Origin of the sequence: Mesorhizobium sp. WSM3873 (assembly GCF_001672445.1) — a bacterium.
In the GTDB taxonomy this organism is placed as follows: Bacteria; Pseudomonadota; Alphaproteobacteria; order Rhizobiales; family Rhizobiaceae; genus Mesorhizobium.
Window position 1 is genome coordinate 21,410 of record NZ_LYTM01000009.1, and the last position, 17,843, is coordinate 39,252.

The 17,843-nt window shown below is 63.8% G+C and carries 17 protein-coding genes and 1 pseudogene; 11 read left to right on the forward strand and 7 right to left on the reverse strand.

Features of this window, described 5'->3' with window-relative positions:
- Positions 1-66: 66 nt before the first annotated feature.
- Both groL and groES read right to left on the reverse strand, forming a co-directional pair.
- The gene (gene groL, locus A9K71_RS07880; RefSeq protein WP_066992865.1) at positions 67-1,695 is read right to left on the reverse strand and encodes a chaperonin GroEL; all 1,629 of its coding nucleotides are present in this window, start codon (positions 1,693-1,695) and stop codon (positions 67-69) included.
- A 52-nt stretch (positions 1,696-1,747) separates the two neighbouring features.
- On the reverse strand, positions 1,748-2,062 hold the full coding sequence (gene groES / locus A9K71_RS07885) for a co-chaperone GroES (protein WP_066992870.1): 315 nt from the start codon (positions 2,060-2,062) through the stop codon (positions 1,748-1,750).
- A 348-nt stretch (positions 2,063-2,410) separates the two neighbouring features.
- On the opposite strand from groES, the gene A9K71_RS07890 reads away from it, so the two are divergent.
- The 3 genes from A9K71_RS07890 to A9K71_RS07900 all read left to right on the forward strand — a co-directional run bounded on the left by A9K71_RS07890 (position 2,411) and on the right by A9K71_RS07900 (position 5,287).
- A complete protein-coding gene (locus A9K71_RS07890) occupies positions 2,411-2,887 on the forward strand; it encodes an Hsp20 family protein (RefSeq protein ID WP_066992873.1) in 477 nt (158 codons plus the stop codon).
- Between the two features lie 84 nt (positions 2,888-2,971).
- Positions 2,972-3,481, forward strand: coding sequence for an Hsp20/alpha crystallin family protein (locus A9K71_RS07895; protein ID WP_066993187.1), 510 nt, complete (start codon positions 2,972-2,974; stop codon positions 3,479-3,481).
- Positions 3,482-3,859: 378 nt separating this feature from the next.
- Positions 3,860-5,287, forward strand: coding sequence for a hypothetical protein (locus tag A9K71_RS07900; protein WP_066992875.1), 1,428 nt, complete (start codon positions 3,860-3,862; stop codon positions 5,285-5,287).
- 42 nt (positions 5,288-5,329) lie between these two features.
- Here A9K71_RS07900 and A9K71_RS07905 read toward each other — a convergent pair whose 3' ends face one another.
- Positions 5,330-6,223: a hypothetical protein gene (locus A9K71_RS07905; RefSeq protein WP_066992878.1), complete on the reverse strand. Its 894-nt coding sequence runs from the start codon at positions 6,221-6,223 to the stop codon at positions 5,330-5,332.
- A gap of 554 nt (positions 6,224-6,777) precedes the next feature.
- Between A9K71_RS07905 and A9K71_RS07910 the strand changes: the two genes are divergently transcribed.
- Complete coding sequence (locus A9K71_RS07910; protein WP_066992880.1) at positions 6,778-8,334, forward strand: serine hydrolase; 1,557 nt, start codon at positions 6,778-6,780, stop codon at positions 8,332-8,334.
- 66 nt (positions 8,335-8,400) lie between these two features.
- On the opposite strand, the gene A9K71_RS07915 is transcribed toward A9K71_RS07910, so the two are convergent.
- Complete coding sequence (locus A9K71_RS07915; RefSeq protein WP_066992882.1) at positions 8,401-9,336, reverse strand: hypothetical protein; 936 nt, start codon at positions 9,334-9,336, stop codon at positions 8,401-8,403.
- Between the two features lie 180 nt (positions 9,337-9,516).
- On the opposite strand from A9K71_RS07915, the gene A9K71_RS07920 reads away from it, so the two are divergent.
- The 3 genes and pseudogenes from A9K71_RS07920 (at position 9,517) to A9K71_RS07930 (ending at position 12,949) form a co-directional block, all read left to right on the forward strand.
- Entirely contained in the window at positions 9,517-10,623 is a 1,107-nt protein-coding gene (locus tag A9K71_RS07920; RefSeq protein ID WP_066992885.1) for a KamA family radical SAM protein, read from the forward strand.
- 79 nt (positions 10,624-10,702) lie between these two features.
- The gene (locus tag A9K71_RS07925; protein ID WP_082980390.1) at positions 10,703-11,539 is read left to right on the forward strand and encodes a BA14K family protein; all 837 of its coding nucleotides are present in this window, start codon (positions 10,703-10,705) and stop codon (positions 11,537-11,539) included.
- A gap of 538 nt (positions 11,540-12,077) precedes the next feature.
- A pseudogene (locus A9K71_RS07930) lies at positions 12,078-12,949 on the forward strand (ferritin-like domain-containing protein).
- On the opposite strand, the gene A9K71_RS31960 reads toward A9K71_RS07930, so the two are convergent.
- Positions 12,946-13,098, reverse strand: a complete 153-nt coding sequence (locus A9K71_RS31960) for a hypothetical protein (RefSeq protein WP_164748317.1) — start codon at positions 13,096-13,098, stop codon at positions 12,946-12,948. The pseudogene A9K71_RS07930 and the gene A9K71_RS31960 overlap by 4 nt on opposite strands.
- Here A9K71_RS31960 and A9K71_RS07935 point away from each other — a divergent pair.
- On the forward strand, positions 13,040-14,560 hold the full coding sequence (locus A9K71_RS07935; protein ID WP_066992889.1) for an FAD-dependent oxidoreductase: 1,521 nt from the start codon (positions 13,040-13,042) through the stop codon (positions 14,558-14,560). The genes A9K71_RS31960 and A9K71_RS07935 overlap by 59 nt on opposite strands.
- 95 nt (positions 14,561-14,655) lie before the next feature.
- Here A9K71_RS07935 and A9K71_RS07940 read toward each other — a convergent pair whose 3' ends face one another.
- Together A9K71_RS07940 and A9K71_RS07945 are read right to left on the reverse strand one after the other, a co-directional pair.
- Entirely contained in the window at positions 14,656-14,844 is a 189-nt protein-coding gene (locus A9K71_RS07940) for a hypothetical protein (protein ID WP_066992893.1), read from the reverse strand.
- Between the two features lie 217 nt (positions 14,845-15,061).
- The gene (locus A9K71_RS07945) at positions 15,062-15,271 is read right to left on the reverse strand and encodes a cold-shock protein (RefSeq protein ID WP_066992896.1); all 210 of its coding nucleotides are present in this window, start codon (positions 15,269-15,271) and stop codon (positions 15,062-15,064) included.
- Positions 15,272-15,784: 513 nt separating this feature from the next.
- On the opposite strand from A9K71_RS07945, the gene minC reads away from it, so the two are divergent.
- From minC to minE, 3 genes are all read left to right on the forward strand, one after another.
- Positions 15,785-16,648, forward strand: a complete 864-nt coding sequence (gene minC, locus A9K71_RS07950; RefSeq protein ID WP_066992899.1) for a septum site-determining protein MinC — start codon at positions 15,785-15,787, stop codon at positions 16,646-16,648.
- A gap of 108 nt (positions 16,649-16,756) precedes the next feature.
- Positions 16,757-17,572 (forward strand): septum site-determining protein MinD, encoded by an 816-nt coding sequence (minD, locus tag A9K71_RS07955; protein ID WP_066992901.1) that lies wholly within the window; start codon positions 16,757-16,759, stop codon positions 17,570-17,572.
- On the forward strand, positions 17,569-17,841 hold the full coding sequence (gene minE / locus A9K71_RS07960) for a cell division topological specificity factor MinE (RefSeq protein WP_066992903.1): 273 nt from the start codon (positions 17,569-17,571) through the stop codon (positions 17,839-17,841). The genes minD and minE overlap by 4 nt, the downstream gene beginning before the upstream one ends.
- Positions 17,842-17,843 lie beyond the last annotated feature (2 nt).

Here is a 17,843-nt window from a genome sequence, read left to right on the forward strand (position 1 = left end):
CAATCTCCCCAATTTGAACCCTGTCGGGGGAGATTGGCTGTGTCGGCGCCGCGCCTCCCCAGCGTCCTAGAAGTCCATGCCGGCGCCGGCGGGCATGGCGGGTGCCGCTTCCTTCTTCGGCTTCTCGGCGACCATCGCCTCGGTGGTGACGAGCAGGCCGGCGATCGAGGCTGCATCCTGCAGCGCGGTGCGCACGACCTTGGCCGGATCGATGACGCCCTGGCTGAAAAGATCGCCATATTCGCCGGTCTGGGCGTTCCAGCCATAGGCGAAATCGGTCTTCTCGCGCAGCTTGCCGACGATGATCGAGCCTTCCGCCCCGCTGTTCTCGGCGATCTGACGCGCCGGCGCCTCGATGGCGCGCCGCACGATGTCGACGCCGTATCTCTGGTCGGGGTTGTCGGCAGCCACCGCGTCGAGCGCATTGGCGGCCCTGAGCAGCGCCACGCCGCCGCCCGGAAGAATGCCTTCCTCGACCGCCGCGCGCGTCGCATGCATGGCATCGTCGACGCGGTCCTTGCGCTCCCTGACCTCGACCTCCGTCGAACCGCCGACGCGGATCACAGCCACGCCGCCGGCGAGCTTGGCCAGACGCTCCTGCAGCTTCTCGCGATCGTAGTCCGAGGTGGTCTCCTCGATTTGCGCCTTGATCTGCGCGACGCGGCCCTGGATCTCCTCCTTCTTGCCGGCGCCATCGACGATCGTGGTGTTCTCCTTCTCGACCACCACTTTCTTGGTGCGGCCGAGCATCTCCAGCGTGACGTTCTCAAGCTTGATGCCGAGATCCTCGCTGATAGCGGTGCCGCCGGTGAGGATGGCGATGTCCTCCAGCATGGCCTTGCGGCGGTCGCCGAAGCCCGGAGCCTTGACGGCCGCAACCTTCAGGCCGCCGCGCAGCTTGTTGACCACCAGCGTCGCGAGCGCCTCGCCCTCGACATCCTCCGCGATGATGAGCAGGGGCTTCGCCGACTGAACCACCGCCTCCAGAACCGGCAGCAGCGCCTGCAGGTTGGAAAGCTTCTTCTCGTGGATCAGCACATAGGGCTCTTCGAGCTCGACGCGCATCTTATCCTGATTGGTGATGAAGTAAGGCGAGAGATAACCGCGATCGAACTGCATGCCTTCGACCACTTCCAGCTCGGTGTCGGCGGTCTTGGCTTCCTCGACGGTGATGACGCCCTCGTTGCCGACCTTCTGCATCGCCTCAGCAAGGAAACGGCCGATCTCGGCATCACCATTGGCCGAAATCGTGCCGACCTGGGCGATCTCGTCATTTCTGGTCACCTTGCGGGCGTTGGTCTTCAACTCCTGAACAATAGCCTCGACGGCTTTGTCGATGCCGCGCTTCAGATCCATGGGATTCATGCCGGCGGCAACGGCCTTGGCACCTTCCCTGACGATGGCCTGGGCGAGAACGGTCGCGGTGGTCGTGCCGTCGCCGGCGATATCGCTGGTTTTCGAGGCGACCTCGCGCACCATCTGCGCGCCCATGTTCTCGAACTTGTCCTCGAGCTCGATCTCCTTGGCGACAGTGACGCCGTCCTTGGTGATGCGCGGAGCGCCGAACGACTTGTCGATGACGACATTGCGGCCCTTAGGGCCGAGGGTGACTTTCACCGCGTCGGCGAGAATATTGACGCCGCGCAACATGCGGTCGCGGGCGTCGGAATGGAATTTCACTTCCTTGGCAGCCATTGGAACACTCCTTCAGCAGGCAGCTTTCATTCACCGGATCGGGTGGGCCGGTTCAAGCCGCTTTTCCCAACGCCGATGTCTGCTCGACCACACCCATCACGTCGCTTTCCTTCATGATGAGCAGGTCTTCACCGTTGAGCTTGATCTCGGTGCCGGACCACTTGCCGAACAGGATGCGGTCGCCGACTTTGACGTCGAGGGGAATGAGCTTGCCGCTCTCGTCGCGCGCGCCGGAACCGACGGCGATGATCTCGCCTTCCTGCGGCTTCTCCTTCGCCGTGTCCGGGATGATGATGCCGCCGGCCGTCTTCTCCTCGGCCTCGACGCGGCGGACCAGAACGCGGTCATGCAATGGATGGAACTTCATATCGTTCTCCTTCGGGACAAACAGATTTTGAGAGGTTCCTCCACTCCGGACCGGAAGGACCGGAGCGGGGCTCGCGATCCTTTTCGGCCTCGCGCATGTGGATTTGGTTTTGCACGCGCCGGTTTCAAGAGGCCGCAAGAAATTTTTTGGCACTCGCAACAGCCGAGTGCTAGCGCCGTGAAAACAAAGGTAATTATGCAGCTTTGACGGGCACGTCCCGGACCCCTTGACGGCAAAGGAATCAATTCCCAAATCGAACCTGCCGGCGCCTGAAGTGGCCGGCAAGGTCAAGGAGCGCCGCTGCCTTGGCGCTCCTCGTATCTATGTTGCTCAATGGAGGATGTAGCTATGAGAACCAGTTTCGACTTTTCTCCCCTGTTCCGGTCGAGCATCGGCTTCGATCGAATGCTGAACGCGCTCGAGACCGCAAGCCGCATCGAAACCGCTGACAACTGGCCGCCCTACGATATCGCCAAGAGCGGCGAGGACGACTACCGCATCACCATGGCCCTGGCAGGCTTCAGCCAGGACGAACTGGCCATTACCCAGGAGCAGAACATGCTGATGGTTTCTGGCCAAAAGGCAGGCGAGGACAACGGCGAGTACCTGCATCGCGGCATTGCCGGCCGCGCATTCCAGCGTCGCTTCGAGCTTGCCGATCACGTCAAGGTCGTCGATGCGAGCCTCGTCAACGGCCTGCTGACAATCGACCTCAAACGCGAGATCCCGGAAGAAATGAAGCCGCGCCGGATCGAGATCACGGCGGACAAATCATCGCCAAAGGCCGCGACAAAGAAAATCGAGGCCGACAACAAGGCGGCCTGAGCCTTCTCGCCGCGCTTTGCGCCAAGCGCCGGGTGATGTTCCCGGCGCTTCCTTGTCTTCCGGATGAACAGAAAGGAGGAAAAAATGAGTGTTCGTGATCTGATTCCCTGGGGCCGAAACAATGGCAACCAGGTTCCAAGTGTCTTCCGCGACGGCGAACGCGATCCTTTCCTGTCGCTGCATCGCGAGGTGAATCGGCTGTTCGACGACGTCTTCCGGGGTTTCGGTTCCGGCTTGCCATCCCTAGGCGGCGTATCAGCCTTTGGTGCCGGCTGGCCGAGCGTTGAGATCTCCGACAACGAGAAGGAGATCAAGGTGGCGGCCGAAGTCCCGGGCCTGGACGAGAAGGACATCGAGGTGCTGCTTGATGATGGCGTGCTGACGCTGAAGGGTGAAAAGCGCTCCGAGACGGAGGACAAGGAGCGGCAGTTCTCCGAGCGCGTCTATGGCCGCTTCGAGCGTCGCATCCCGCTGGGCTACGAGATCGAAGAAGACAAGATCGATGCCCGCTTCAAGAACGGCGTGCTGACGGTAATGCTGCCCAAGACCGCGAAGGCGCAGTCGCAGGCCAAGCGTATCGAAATCAAGAGCTGATGTCTCAGTGCAGGGGTTGGACCGACCGGTCCGGCCCCTGCGGCATGACGGAACTCTCGTGGCTAGATGGAACGGCCAACGCTGGCGTGGGTGCTGGCTGGAGCGTGGAACGGCTCCCTTTCCAAACGAGTGATCCGCTCGCAGCGGGCGCAAGAGGCTCGCTTGCGGCTCGATGACGTGCGGCCGACGCAGGCCATTCTAACCGTTTACCGCGCTGAGCGCAGATGCCGCTGACGGAACACCGCGCAAGCCTCTGGAAATCCGCGATAACCTTAATTCCTTCCTTCTTTTGGTCAGGCTTCCCGTACGGAACGTTAAGGGCTAGATTAGCAATTCGTTAAGTAATACGGCGGGTGTGAGCGTAAGAGGTGTGCCGTTATGAATTTCAAATCCCTGATCAAACGGGCCGAGGACGTAGATAAGGAATTTCAAGAGCTCCAGTCGGATCTGGCAGAGGCTTTCGAAGAATGTCTTTCGGCTGACGAAGAGACGTCCCCGGGATACGATTCTGCCGCCGACCTGGCGGCAAGCGAGGAGGATCCGCCGGGCGAGACTCAGTCCGAGGCTTCCGCCTCCCGGCTGACGCCGCACACCCAGACACGGTTGGCCGCCTTGGAAGCCGTTTCCGGACTCTTCCGCGACGGACAGGGTCATCTGGAGGAGATCGGGTCAAGGCTGGCCGAGATCGCCACAGCGCACCACATGACGCGCGATATCCTGAACGCCCTGCATCGCGATGCGCTGCGCGCCAATGAGCTGGAGCTGGAGAACGCCGCTCTGGGCGCCGAGCACAAGGCCTTGTCGGAACAATTGCTTGACGCTACGCGCAAGCAGCGCGAACGCGACGGCGCGGCCGAGGCCTGGCAGCAGCGCGAGGCAAGTCTCGTCCAGGACAGGGAGTCGCTGCGCGAGGCGCTTGCAGCGGTGCGGCTCGAAATGGTCGAGATGGGCAATGAGAGCGCCAGGCGCGAGGCTGAGTTCGGTGAGATCGTCAAGACCCTGACGGCCAAGACCGTCGAAGCCGACAGGCGCGCTGTCGAGAACAAGCTGCTGCGCGAGAAGCAGGTCGGGCTTTCGATCGAGCTGGAGCAGGCGCAAAAGCGCGAGGCCGAGGCCCGGCACAAATTCGACGAGTTCGCGGCGACCCACGCCAACGAAGCCACGCGCGTTGCCGAACTGATGGCCCAGCTCGGTAGCCACGAGAAGGAGGAGGCCCGGCTGCAGAAATCGTTGGAGACGACGCAGGCCAAGCTTGCCGAGGTAACCGAAGCCGCCCGCATTGCCGAAAGCGATGGCGCGGCGGAGCTTGCGCGGAGCCGGGCGGAGCTGCGCGGCTTGCGCTCCGAAATCCAGGAGCTGCAATCGCGGCTCGAGCAGGCCTCCATCGACAAGACCGATGCGGTCGCCGAGGCGACAGGACTGAGGGCGCAGTTGAATGACGCCGTGACCGAGCGGCAGATCGCGGAAGAGAAGCTTGCCGTTCTCAGGAACGAGAGCGAATTGGACAAGAAGAATTTGTCGGTGATCAGCACCAATCTCTCGCAGCTATCGCTGCAGCAGGCGTCGGAGCAGATCCAGCTCGATATCCAGAAACAGGAATGCGAGGACCTGCGCGCCGAGGTCGAGACGCTGAATGCCCGCATCAAGGAGCTGCTGCCTTACGAGCGGCTGCACAGGGTGACGGACGCCCGGGCTCGGCAGGATGTTGTGCCCGTGACGAATGGGCATGTCACCAACGGGCATATCGTGGAGCCGGCGCGGCCCACCGCCAGGCGCCGGCGCAACATGAGGGCCGCCGCGAGCTGAGGGAAGGATGTCTAGCCAGCTCGGCGCTTTACCGCTCTGGGCCTACTTCCCGGTCATCCGGTCAGCAAGCTGCTGGGCCTCGGCAAGCAGTGCCGGGAAGGCCGGATCGCCCGGCAGGCGCTCGCCCATGCAGGCGCGATAATCGCCGTCGCCTTTTTCCCAGGCGGCGTTGGCGGAATCATAGGCCTGCTGGTCCTTCAGGTCCGAGTTCTGATAGGTCTGCTGAAATTTCTGGGCAGCCGCGTCCGCCGCGGTCCAAAGCGCCTCGCAGGCCGCGATCTTCGGCACGGCCGGTGACGCGGGCGCCTCGGCGATCAGGACGCGGTCGCCCTTTACCACCGCGACGACGACCTGCTGGTCGTAGATCGGTCCGACATCCTGCGTCCAGCCGCCGAGCCGCGCGACGGCGATATCGGCGCCTTCGGGCTTCTTCAGCGAAAAGTCGAGCGTCTTCACGAATGCGGCGTCGCTGCCGATAGCCTGGGTATAGAAGGCGTCTAGCTTGAGCGCCTCGTCGATGCCGGCGGGCAGCCGGAGGCTTTCATCCTCCTCGTCAGCCTTGGACCGCAGCCAGCGCTCGACCAGCCCGCGTGTCGTCGCGACGATGCTCGGGCCGGCGTCGCTCTTGGCGTAGCGCAGCCCGTCCAGCATGCCGAAGCCAATATCGGAGGCGCTCAGGCTCTGCAGATTGATCGTGCCGGTTGCCGGAAAATCCTTGACCGAAAGCGGGCCGAGAACGGCGGAAAGACGCTTTTCCAGATCGGCCAGCGCCTTGGTGTTGGCAGCATCGAGCGTCTCCGCTTCCGCGTTCGAGCTCTCTTGCGCCGCGATGTTGGAAATCGCCTGGTCGCGCGCGGCGATATAGTCGTCCTCCGGCGATGCCGCGAAAACCACGCCGCTCGCCAGCGCGAACGAAAACGCCCAGACCAGCCGCATTCTATAGCCCCAATTCAAACCAAAGCCCTTGTGGCCTTCGCCTGACTTGGCGGCTTTTGCGTGGCGGAATCCCCGGGAGAACCCGAATTTTATCCGGCCTTCCGCTTCTCTACCTCCGCCTTCCTCAGCAGGAACCGCTGGATCTTGCCGCTCGATGTCGGCGAGGAGGTGAGGCACGCCGCGACAGTTGCGCTCTACGGCGCTACCCTCTGCCCTGCCGGACATCTCCCCCACGAGGGGAGAGATTGGCAGTGCCGCTGACGGCTCTCCCTTTGCACCGTCGATGATTGGCGAAAGCCGGCGCCACATCTGATCTCCCCCCAAGTGGGGAGATGTCCGGCAGGACAGAGGGGCGAAGGAACGCAAGCTTTCGTGTCCAGAGCACAGCCATGATGTCGGGGACGGACCTTCTAAGGCGGGCGCAGGCCCAGAGGTGAGGGACGCACCCGGCGCCACACCAGTCGATTGGGAGGATGATCAGGGCCGCGCAGGGCTTGGCCAGGCCGGTGCCGGCCTGTACAATCTTAGGGTGAATGCAGGGAAGGGAGCGCGCGATGCGGCTTGGTCGGGATCTCTGTCATTTGACGGTTTTGGCCTTCATCGCCGGACTGGCGCTTTGGCCGCACGCGGCATCGGCCGATCCCGTCACGCCCGCGCGCATCGCCGCCGCCTTGCCGAAGCTCGAAGCGCTGGCGCAAGCCGCCGTCGCCGATGGTGCCGTCCCCGGCCTTGCCATCGGCGTCGTGCATGACGACAAGGTGATCTTCCTCAAGGGTTTCGGGCATCGCGAAGCCGGCAGACCGGAGCCGGTCGACGCCGACACGGTGTTCCAGATCGCCTCCCTTTCGAAGCCGATCTCGGCTACCGTCGTGGCCGCGCTGGTCAGCGACGGGGTGGTATCCTGGGATTCGAAGATCGCCGACCTCGATCCGGCCTTCCGCCTTGCCGATCCCTATCCCACCGGCGAACTCACCATCCGCGATCTTTTCACGCATCGCAGCGGCCTTCCCGGCACTGCCGGAGACGACCTTGAGGGCATCGGCTACGACCGCGCCGAAATCCTTCGCCGCCTCCGCTTTGTGTCGCCATCATCGAGCTTTCGCGCCGGCTATTCCTACAGCAATTTCGGGCTGACCGAGGGTGCCGTGGCGGCCGCGAAGCCGACAGGCAAGCCCTGGGAGACGGTCGCGGAGGAAAAGCTCTACCGCCCGCTTGGAATGGCAGCGACCAGCTCCCGTCACGCGGACTTCATCAGCCGCGCCAATCGCGCCGCGCTGCATGTCAAAATCGACGGCGTCTGGGCCGCAAAGGTCAAGCGCAATGTCGATCCTCAGGCGCCGGCGGGCGGCGTGAATTCCAGCGCGCGCGATCTCATGCAATGGATGCGCCTGGTGCTCGGCGACGGGGTTTATGCCGGCCGGACGCTGATTGCTTCCGATGCGCTGCGACAGACGCATCTGCCTCACATGGCGCTCGGCCGCAATCCCGTAACCGGAGGCGAGTCTTTCTATGGCCTCGGCTGGAATATTGATTTCGGCCGGCACGGCCTGAGCTGGGGCCATGCAGGCGCCTTCAGCGTCGGTGCGCGTACGGTGGCGACGCTGTTTCCGCAGGAGAAGCTTGGCATCGTTATCCTTACGAACGCCTTCCCGACCGGTGTCCCGGAAGGGTTGTCCGACAGCTTTGCCGATCTGGTCTTCGACGGAAAAGTCGAAAAGGACTGGGTCGAGGCCTGGGACGGAATCTATGCCGGGATGCTGGGTCCGGCGATCGCCGCGGCCAAGGCCGAATATGCCGCGCCACCGTCTCCGCCAAGGCCGGCCCGGCCGGCCAGCGCCTATTCCGGCCGCTACGCCAACGACTTCATCGGCGACGCGACCGTGTCGAGCGCGGGCGACGGCCTTGTGCTCGAGGTCGGGCCGGCCGGAGCGCGGTCCTATTCGCTGACGCATTTCGACGGCGATCTTTTCCTGACCCATCCCGACGCCGAGACGCCGGACCGGCCGGCGGGCGTGAGCTTCGTCGTCGGCCCCGATGGTAAGGCTTCGGCGATCACGATCGAGTTCCTCGACGACAATCGTCTTGGCAGGCTGCAGCGGGTGGGTGACTGATCGCTTCACCCAGAGCCGTGCGGCTATTCTGGGTGTACGACAGTATCAAAACAAAGACCAGCGGGCTCAGGATGCCTGCCCGTAGCGGAGCAGCTTGAAGCAGTCGCCGCTGCCCGACTTCGTCTGCGTCAGCACCGGTTTCGCGCGGTCGATCCATTCCTGCTGCGATTTGGTGTCGGTCTCGATCGCATCGACCGGTGCAAGGGCGACGAAACTCTTTCCCTTGCTGAACAGCCAGCAGGCGCGGGCGAGAAACCGCCTGCTGCGCTGGCGCAGCAGGTCGGCGTCATAGAGTATGTCGAGCACCTCGTGCTTGATCTTCGGTTCCTTGTCGGGCTTGGCGACCGCGGCTTCGACCGCCTCGTCGCCGATCGCCTCATGCAGGTCCTTGTAGTCGAGGGCTAGCTGCGTCGTCGCGTATTTGATCTCGTTCTCGTCGCGGACGATGTTGAACCACAGCGTCGGATCGATCTCGTTGACGACAAAGGTGGCTTCGAGGTCGCGCGACAGGTTCAGGATTTCGAAGTCTCGAACATCGACATCACGTTCGACCAGCAGGATCTTTTCGACCTGCTTGGCGAGCTCCGTTCCCCTGGCGGTGATCGCGGCGTTGCTTCCGCCGTGTTCGGGGCCGACATAGGCGCTGCCCTCATCCAGTATCTCGTCGAACTCGCCCAGCGTTTCGATGACCGGGGCGCCGCGGGCAACGCGCGCCGCCAGTTTGGCGAGAACCTGCTGCAGCTCGGTCTCGCGCTTGCGCTGGTCCTGATAGTTCTGCTGGAAGAAGAAGATGAACAGAGAAACGCCGATGCCGATCAGGATCACGCCCAGCTGCGAAAAGATGTTGCGGTAATATTCCAGCAGCTTTTCGCGATGGCGCAGTTCCTCGCGCACGCTGTGCGCCACGCGCAGATTGACGATCAGCGAAATGATCAGCAGCCCGGCGCCGACCAGGATGAGTCCACCGATGAGAAGGTAGCCATGGCCTGCGCTGAAATCCATTCGTGTCCCCCGAAGCCTGCGCCAAATTAGCGCCAATTTCGTCGCGCTCAAAGCCACGAGACAAGCCGGGCATCAGGCCCAGCCGGTCTCGCGCGCCGCTCCACCGCTCTGCGGCAACCAAAACGATTGACCCGGCCATCATCCGGCCGATATCCCGCGCAAGTTCGTACCGAGACCCCAATGACCTCAGATACCGATCTCAAGGAAGCCGCGCGCGGCCCCGACGCCGCCTGGCAGGACGACGTGCGTGCCGGCGTGCGCCATGTGCGCGACCTCGCAGCCCTGCCGCTCTCACCGGCCGAGCGCGCCGCTGCGCAGCAAGCCGCCGCCGCCCACAAGGTGCGCGTGCCGAAAGCCTATCTCGACCTGATCGACTGGAACGATCCGAACGATCCGATCCGCGCGCAGGTGATCCCGTCGCCGGACGAATTGATCACTGCCGAGGGCGAACTCGGCGATCCGATCGGCGACCACGCCTTCAGCCCGGTGCCCAGGCTGACGCATCGCCATGCCGACCGCGTGCTCTTGTTCCCGACCTATCAATGCGCGATCTATTGCCGCTTCTGTTTTCGCAAGGAGTCGCTGACTTCGATCGGCCGCGGCTATACGCGCGAGGCGCTGGAGCCGGCCCTCGCTTACATCGCCCAACATAGCGAGATCCGAGAAGTGATCCTGACCGGCGGCGATCCACTGTCGCTGCCCGACAAGGCGCTCGCCGAAATCCGCGCCCGTATCGAGGCCATCCCGCATGTGCGGCTCCTGCGCATCCACACCCGCGTGCCGGTGGCGCTGCCGTCGCGCATCACGCCCGGCCTGACGGCATCCCTGCTGGGAAGACTGATGGTGACGGTGGTCACCCACTTCAACCACCCGCGCGAGATCACGCCGGACACCGAAACGGCCTGTCGGACCATGCGGCAGGCGGGTTTTGTTCTGCTCAACCAGAGCGTTCTCTTGAAGGGCGTCAACGACAAGGTCGAGTTGCTGGAAGAGCTCTGCCGCGAGCTGATCTATCGGTTAGGCGTAAAACCCTACTATCTTCACCATGGTGATCTGGCGCCGGGCATGGCGCACCGCCGCACCACGATTGCCGAGGGCCAGGCGCTGGCCGCGGAACTGCGCCAGCGCCTCTCCGGCATCTGCAACCCGACCTATGTCATCGATCTGCCCGATGGCGGCGGCAAGGTGCCGCTCGGCCCCAGCCACATCGAGGGCCGGGACAGCGAGACATGGCGGATTCGCGGGCAGGACGGGAAGGTGAGGAAGTATCGCGAGGTGGTTGCCTAGTTCCTCATTTCGTCAGGCGGCAGAGGAACTCCCATCCCGCCCCCCGCATTCTATAAGCGGGGGCTCGAAGGAGAGCAGCGTGAAGGCATTGTTGGGAATCGTCGGCGGCTTCGTGCTGACCCTGGCCGTGTTTGCCTCAGGGCTCGCCTTCGCCACCTGGCTGCTGGCCGCCAAGCCGGTGCGCCAGGCAACGCCGGCGATCGGCGTTTCCGAGCTCTGGACCAAGGACGCCAGGCCCGTCGATCCGGCGAAGCAGGATCTCGAGCGCATCCCGGCCCAGCAGGCCGCCGACGCGTCCGCTAAGGCGGACAAGGGGGCCAGGGCGGCGGATACGGCCACGCAGACCGCAGCTCTCCCAACGCCGCAAGCCGCCGCGCCGCGGCAGTTGCAGCCCTTGCCCGAGGTCTCTCCGCCCAATGCTTCACAGACGGGCCAGGCCAATGCGGCTGAACAGCCTTCGGAGCAGGCGCCGGCCCAGCAGGCACAATTGCCCGCCGCGCATCTCGAATGGTGCGCCAACCGCTATCGCAGCTACCGCCCGCAAGAAAACAGCTACCGCTCCTACAGCGGGGAGATCCGCCCCTGCATCTCGCCCTATTTCGATCCGGGCGGCGATCGCACAGCCTCGACCGACGGGCACCAATCCGATCAGCCCTGGATGACCAATCAAGGCGAGGTGACTGACGACCAGGCCGAGATGGAAGGCTACGCCACGACACGGGACGGCTACGCGACGACCTATGGCGGCCCGCCGGAAGAGATTTTGCCGGAGGACCAGCCTTCCAGGGATCGGCTGCTGGGCCCGCAAATGTCGGGCGATCATATCGACTCCTGCTTCAGCCGCTATCGCTCCTACGATCCGCAGGACAACACCTACCAGCCCTATGACGGCGGCCCGCGCCGGCAGTGCGAGTAGGGCAGGCCCACGTTCCTGCGAAGTGACGCTGGGCCGCTGAATCTGGCGCGAGGCACCCTTTTGTAACTCAACATTGGCCGAATCCGTTATTGTTGCGGACGCAGTGGCGGACTGTAGGCGGCCTTCACACCTCAGGTCCGCTAGGCCTGGCAAGCCGCCTACGGCCTGCTCGCCGGCGTCATGATCGCCGCAGCCGGTGAGGGTGCAACTGGCGGCTTGAGCTCTCGTCAGGCTGGAGCGGGAAGCCGAGCGCGGCAGGCCATCTCTCCCGGGCCTCGTTCATGGCGCCGAGGTGAAAGTGAGGCACCCGTCGCCGCCCTGCCTGCAAGCCCGGCGCCGACCCGGGCGACAGGGCTCGAGCCTTCGACTGCGCAAAACCGCACCGGCGCCACGCGAGCCGTATCGCGGCCGCATCAGGCTCCCCCCAGGCAAAGCCATATCGGCTTCTTTTCAGGAACATTCTGCCTTCTGCGAAGTTTGGCGGCTGGCCCGCTAATTGAGGCCAAACCGGTTGACAGGCGGGCTTCGGGAGGAAGCTATGACCGCTGTCACGCCTTCACTTCATGTTTGTCGCCGCCGGGCACTGCAAATCGGTCTTGGAGCGACCCTTGCTTCAGCGGCCGGCATTGCTGCGACTTCGTCTGCTGCCGCGCAGGACGACATAAAAGACGAAGACATTTTCCGCTTCGCGCTCAACCTGGAATATATGGAGGCTGAATATTACCTCCGCGGCACCACGGGAAAAGGCATCGAGGACTCGGACATCGGTTCCAAACCCGGCGATGTCGTCGGCGGCAAAAAGGTTGCCTTCGATACGCCCGCGCTCGGTGAATTCATGCGCGAGGTCGCGGAAAACGAGCTTGCCCATGTCAGGTTCTATCGCAAGACGCTTGCGTCGAATGCGGTGGACCGGCCGGCGATCGATTTCGATGCCGGCTTTGCCGCGGTCGCCAAGGCGGCCGGCCTCGGCGACGATTTCGATGCGTTTGGCAACCAGATGAATTTCGTGCTCGGCGGCATGCTGTTCGAGGACGTCGGTGTCACCGCCTACGCCGGTGCGGCAACTGTCCTGAAGAACAAGGAATTCCTCGCTGCCGCGGCTGGAATTCTCGCGGTCGAGGCCTATCACATGGGAATGGCGCGGTCGTCGCTCTATCGCATGGGCGAGAAGGCCTGGAAGGCGGCGAATGCGTTTCCGACGCACGCGACAAGATCGATGGGAACGAGGACAAAGACCAGGGCATTCAGGTCGACGGCAAGGCCAACGTCGTTCCTTCAACGCCGGATGCGATTGCCTTCACAAGGACGCCGCAGGAGGTGCTGCGCATCGTCTATCTGACCGATCAGTCGGGTGTGAGCAAGGGCGGCTTTTACCCGAACGGGATGAACGGAACGCTCAAGAGCACCTAGCCGTTGAAGTGGAGCCGGTCACGATGATCTGCAACCCGGGCCGAGCAGCATTCGGCGCGGGCATCCGATTTCGTTTCGACGAGGCAGGCAATGAACGTCAGCAGCGAAGCGACCAGATCTTTTTGGACACTCGACACCAGCTTGCCCAACGCGCCTCGCCTCGAGCAGGATGAGCATTGTGACGTAGCCGTCATCGGCGCCGGCATCGCCGGCGTTTCCATCGCCTACGAACTGGCCTTGGCGGGACGCAGGGTGGTGCTCGTGGATCGCGGTCCCTTGCTCGGCGGCATGACATCGCGCACGACCGCCCATCTGGCACCCATCTGCGACGACGGCTTGAGCGCGCTGATCGACATGCGCGGCGAGGCTCTGGCGCGCGGATTCCAGGAAAGCCAGCAAGCCGCCGTCGACCGCATCGAACGCCATGTCGCCACGCTGGAGATCGACTGCGATTTCCGCCGGCTGGACGGCTTCCTGTTCCCGGCCGCATGGATGGACGAGAAAGAGGCCGCCAGAGAATGCAACAAGGAGTATGCGGCTGCGGCAAAGATCGGCGCCGAGGCTGAGCATGGCAAGGGTGTGCCGCTCAAGGGCCATGAAACGGCGCCCATCCTGCGCTATCCAGACCAGGCGACCTTCCACCCGCTGAAATATTTGCGCGCGCTGCTGGCCGATTTCGAGAAACGAGGCGGCAAGGCATTCGCCGACAGCGCCGTCATCGAAATCGAGGAGGGGGACAAGGTTCGCCTGAAATGCGACGGCGGCTCCACCGTCACGGCTTCGAACGCGGTGTTTGCCACCAATTCCCCGATCAACACCTGGGTCAAGATCCACAGCAAGATGGCGCCTTACCGCACCTATGCGATGGCTTTCGACATCGCCAGGGGAACCCTCCCGGATGCGCTCTACTGGGACATGGATGATCCCTATTACTATGTCCGCCTCAATCCCGGTCCCGGCAAGACGGACTGTCTCATCGCCGGCGGCCGCGATCACAAATCGGGCGAAGCGGATGACGGCGCGGCGCGCTTTGTCGCGCTCGAAGCCTGGATCAGGGCATTGGTGCCCGATCTTGGCGGAGAACGAGCGCGATGGTCCGGCCAGGTCCTCGAAACGATCGACTTTTGCGGCTTCATTGGCCGAAGCCCCGGCAACGGCAACGTCTTCATCGCCACCGGCGACTCCGGCCAGGGCATGACGCATGGCGCCTTGGCCGGACTGCTGATCCGCGATCTGATCGTGGACGGATCGAACTCCTGGGAAGCCGTCTACGCCCCCGACCGGACGCCGCCCGCCGCGCTCGCGCACTACGTCAATGAGAACCTTACGACGGTGAAGAACCTTGCCGGCTATTTGCTGCCCGGTGAGGTTAAGTCGGCCGACGCCCTCGAGCCCGGCGAAGGCGGCATACTTCAGGACGGCTTGAGCAAGTTCGCCGTGTGCCGCGATCGCGACGGCAAGCTGCACCGGCATTCGGCCAGTTGCACGCATCTCGGCTGCATCGTGCACTGGAATTCGACCGAGCAATGCTGGGATTGCCCCTGCCACGGCTCGCAGTTCGCGCCGGACGGAACTGTCCTCAACGGCCCGGCCATCCGGCGTTTGGGATAGTTCAGCTGGAGGGCATTGGATCGGCGATCCCCAGCCGCGGGAACTCGAGCCGAATCGCGTCGGGAGAAGTGGGACTTCCCCAGAGACCTCTGTCGCTATTTTCGCCTTGCCGGCTTCTTCTTTGGCTCCGCTTCAACCGGCCCGCGGGCGAGCCTGGCCGCGCGGAGCCGTTCCGTCTTTGCCTGCCGCGCTGCCGCTTCGCCCTCGATTATCGTGCGCGCCGTCTTCGTGGTGGCTTCGCTCTTGGCGTCGCCCTTCGGCTTGAACACACTGGTTTCGGCCATGGTCTACCTCGCTATTTGAAACGAAGAAGGCCGGGCAAGCCCGACCTCCCAAAGCATGTCTCCCGAAGTGGGAACCGGTTACGGAAAGACATGCGTGAAATCCCAAAACATGTCGCCCGAAAACGGGAACCGGTTTCGGGCCGAAGACATCCGCAAACCAAAGTGCTCCAAGGCCAATGCCGGTACATCCGCGGTCAAAGGCCATGGATGCACGGCATCAGCCCGCCTGGATATTCTCCGCCGAGCTTTTGCCGTTCCGCTGGTTCTTCACGATGTCGAAGCTCACCTTCTGGCCCTCCGCTAGCGAGCGCATTCCGGCCCGCTCGACGGCGGAGATATGGACGAACACGTCCGGCTGCCCATTGCCCTGCTCGATGAAGCCGAAGCCTTTCGTGGCGTTGAAAAACTTCACGGTTCCAGTAGTCATACGATTTTGCCTTTCAAATCGACGCAAATCATCGTCGCCTGGCTGCGTGCCAAACGTCGCAGTCTTCGAAATTGAGAGGGAAGATCGTCAGGGCGCCGAGGCGCAGAAACAACATTCGTTCAACAAGTTCGATTGGAAAAACATAGCGCTTAACCGCAGCGGCGACAAGGCGAGGCGAAATAATATTATCGACGGCCGTTGTCTGAAAAGCTTCCGGGCGACTAATTGCGCCTGCGCCGCCCGACTCCAATAGCGGGCTTCCGCTTTGCGTCGATGAAAGCGCCGAGAACCGAAATTCCGAGCAGATTGTTGGCCCGCTAGCCCGCTGAGCGTTCCCTACCGGCGCACGCCCTGTCGAATTGCGTGCTGGATAGACGCTGCGGCGGGTACTGTGACCACCCCGCCACAAAACTTAGCCGCGCCAGTTCCTCAGCGGCCGCCACCCGCAGAATTAACCTTTTGTTAACCATTCGCCCGGCACCCTTTAACCATTGAGTAAGGATTCGTCTGGCCGTGACCTTCGCCGCCCCTTTGCACAACAAATCCATCCGCTTCCGCGCCCGCTCCTTCGTCGCTTTCACGCTGACGCCGGAGGCGCCGATTGACGAGTGGCTGGAGGGGCTCGATCACTGGATCGGCAACTCGCCGGGCTATTTCAACGGCCGCCCGGTAGTGTTGGATCTCAACACTTTGAAGCCGGGGCCGGAGGAGATCGCAGCACTTGTCGGCACGCTCGCCCGGCGCGGCATCCGCGTCTACGCGATCGAGCTCGAGGGCGCCGAGCTCGGGCCCGATTTGCCGCCGCTGCTCGCCGGCGCCAAGGAGGCGACCGCCGAGGGGTTGCTGGGCAGGGCCGCGCGCAAGGCGAAGGCGGAAGAGATCACGGTCGAGACGGCTACGGTCGAGGACGTGCAGCCGGGGCAAATGAGGGCGCCGCAGGATGAACTGGCGAAGCTCGATGCGCAGAACGCGCGAGCCGCCGAAGCAGCCAAGTCGGAACCGGCCGGGTCGGGGCAGGGTGCTGTACCGGCACGGCACGAGCCTTCCGCCGGCACGCTGATGATCAAGGCGCCGATCCGCTCGGGGCAGTCGGTCTTTCATCCGCATGGCGACGTCATCGTGCTGGGCTCGGTCGCGTCCGGCTCGGAAATCGTCGCCGGCGGCTCGATCCATGTCTACGGCACGCTGCGCGGCCGGGCGATCGCCGGCTCGGAAGGCAACACATCGGCGCGCATCTTCTGCCGCAAGAATGAGGCCGAGCTGCTCGCCGTCGACGGCTGGTACACCACGGCCGAGGAGATGGAAGGTGTTTCGCGCGGCAAGGCGGTGCAGGCCTTCCTCGAAAACGATGCGCTGTGCGTGGTGCCGCTCGGCTGAGTCTTTGGCCGCGCAAGCTTCGGACCGGTTTCGCGTGCCATTGTCCTTCATGAGTCCGCCGTGCCCGGCACGGCCAGAGAATAAAAATCGCCAACGGAGGCTGGATATATGGGCAAGGTAGTCGTGGTCACCTCGGGCAAGGGGGGCGTCGGCAAGACAACCTCGACGGCCGCGCTCGGCGCTGCCGTGGCCAAGACCGGCAAGAAGGTTGCGCTGGTCGATTTCGACGTCGGCCTGCGCAATCTCGACCTCATCATGGGTGCCGAGCGCCGCGTGGTGTTCGACCTCGTCAACGTTATCCAGGGCACCGCAAAACTGTCGCAGGCGCTGATCCGCGACAAGCGGCTGGAGACGCTCTATCTGCTGCCGGCCTCGCAGACGCGCGACAAGGACGCGCTGACCGAGGAGGGCGTTGCCGAAGTCATCGCCCGGCTGCGCTCGGTGTTCGACTATGTCTTCTGCGACAGCCCGGCCGGCATCGAGCGCGGCGCTCAGCTTGCCATGCGCTTCGCCGACGAGGCGGTCATCGTCACCAACCCGGAAGTGAGCTCGGTGCGCGACTCCGACCGCATCATCGGCCTGCTCGACGCCCGCACCATGAAGGCCGAGCAGGGCGAGCTGATCCAGAAGCACGTGCTGGTCACGCGCTATGACGCGACGCGCGCCTCGCGCGGCGAGATGCTGTCGATCGACGACGTGCTGGAGATCCTTTCGACGCCGCTGCTCGGCATCATCCCGGAAAGCCAGGATGTGCTCAGGGCCTCCAACCTCGGCGCGCCGGTGACGCTCAGCGAGCCGATCAACATCGCCGCCAAGGCTTACCTCGAAGCGGCACGGCGCCTGGAAGGCGAGGACCTGCCGGTGGTCGTCCCCTTCGAGCGCAAGGGTTTCCTCGAACGGCTTCTCGGAAGGAGGGCGGCATGAGCATTCTCGACCTCTTCAAGCGGCGCACCAGTGCGCCTGTGGCGCGCGAGCGGCTGCAGCTGCTGCTCGCCTATGAACGCCAGAGCTGTGGCCAGCCAGACCTCGTCTCCATCCTGCGCGAGGAGATCATGGCCGTCATTGCCAAGCATGTGCAGATCGACCAGGACTATCTCCAGGTCTCGATGGATCGCGGCGCCACCATGTCGACGCTGGAGATCGACATCCAGATCCCCAACAAGAGCGCCGCGCCACTGGCGATGGCGGGGTGAAG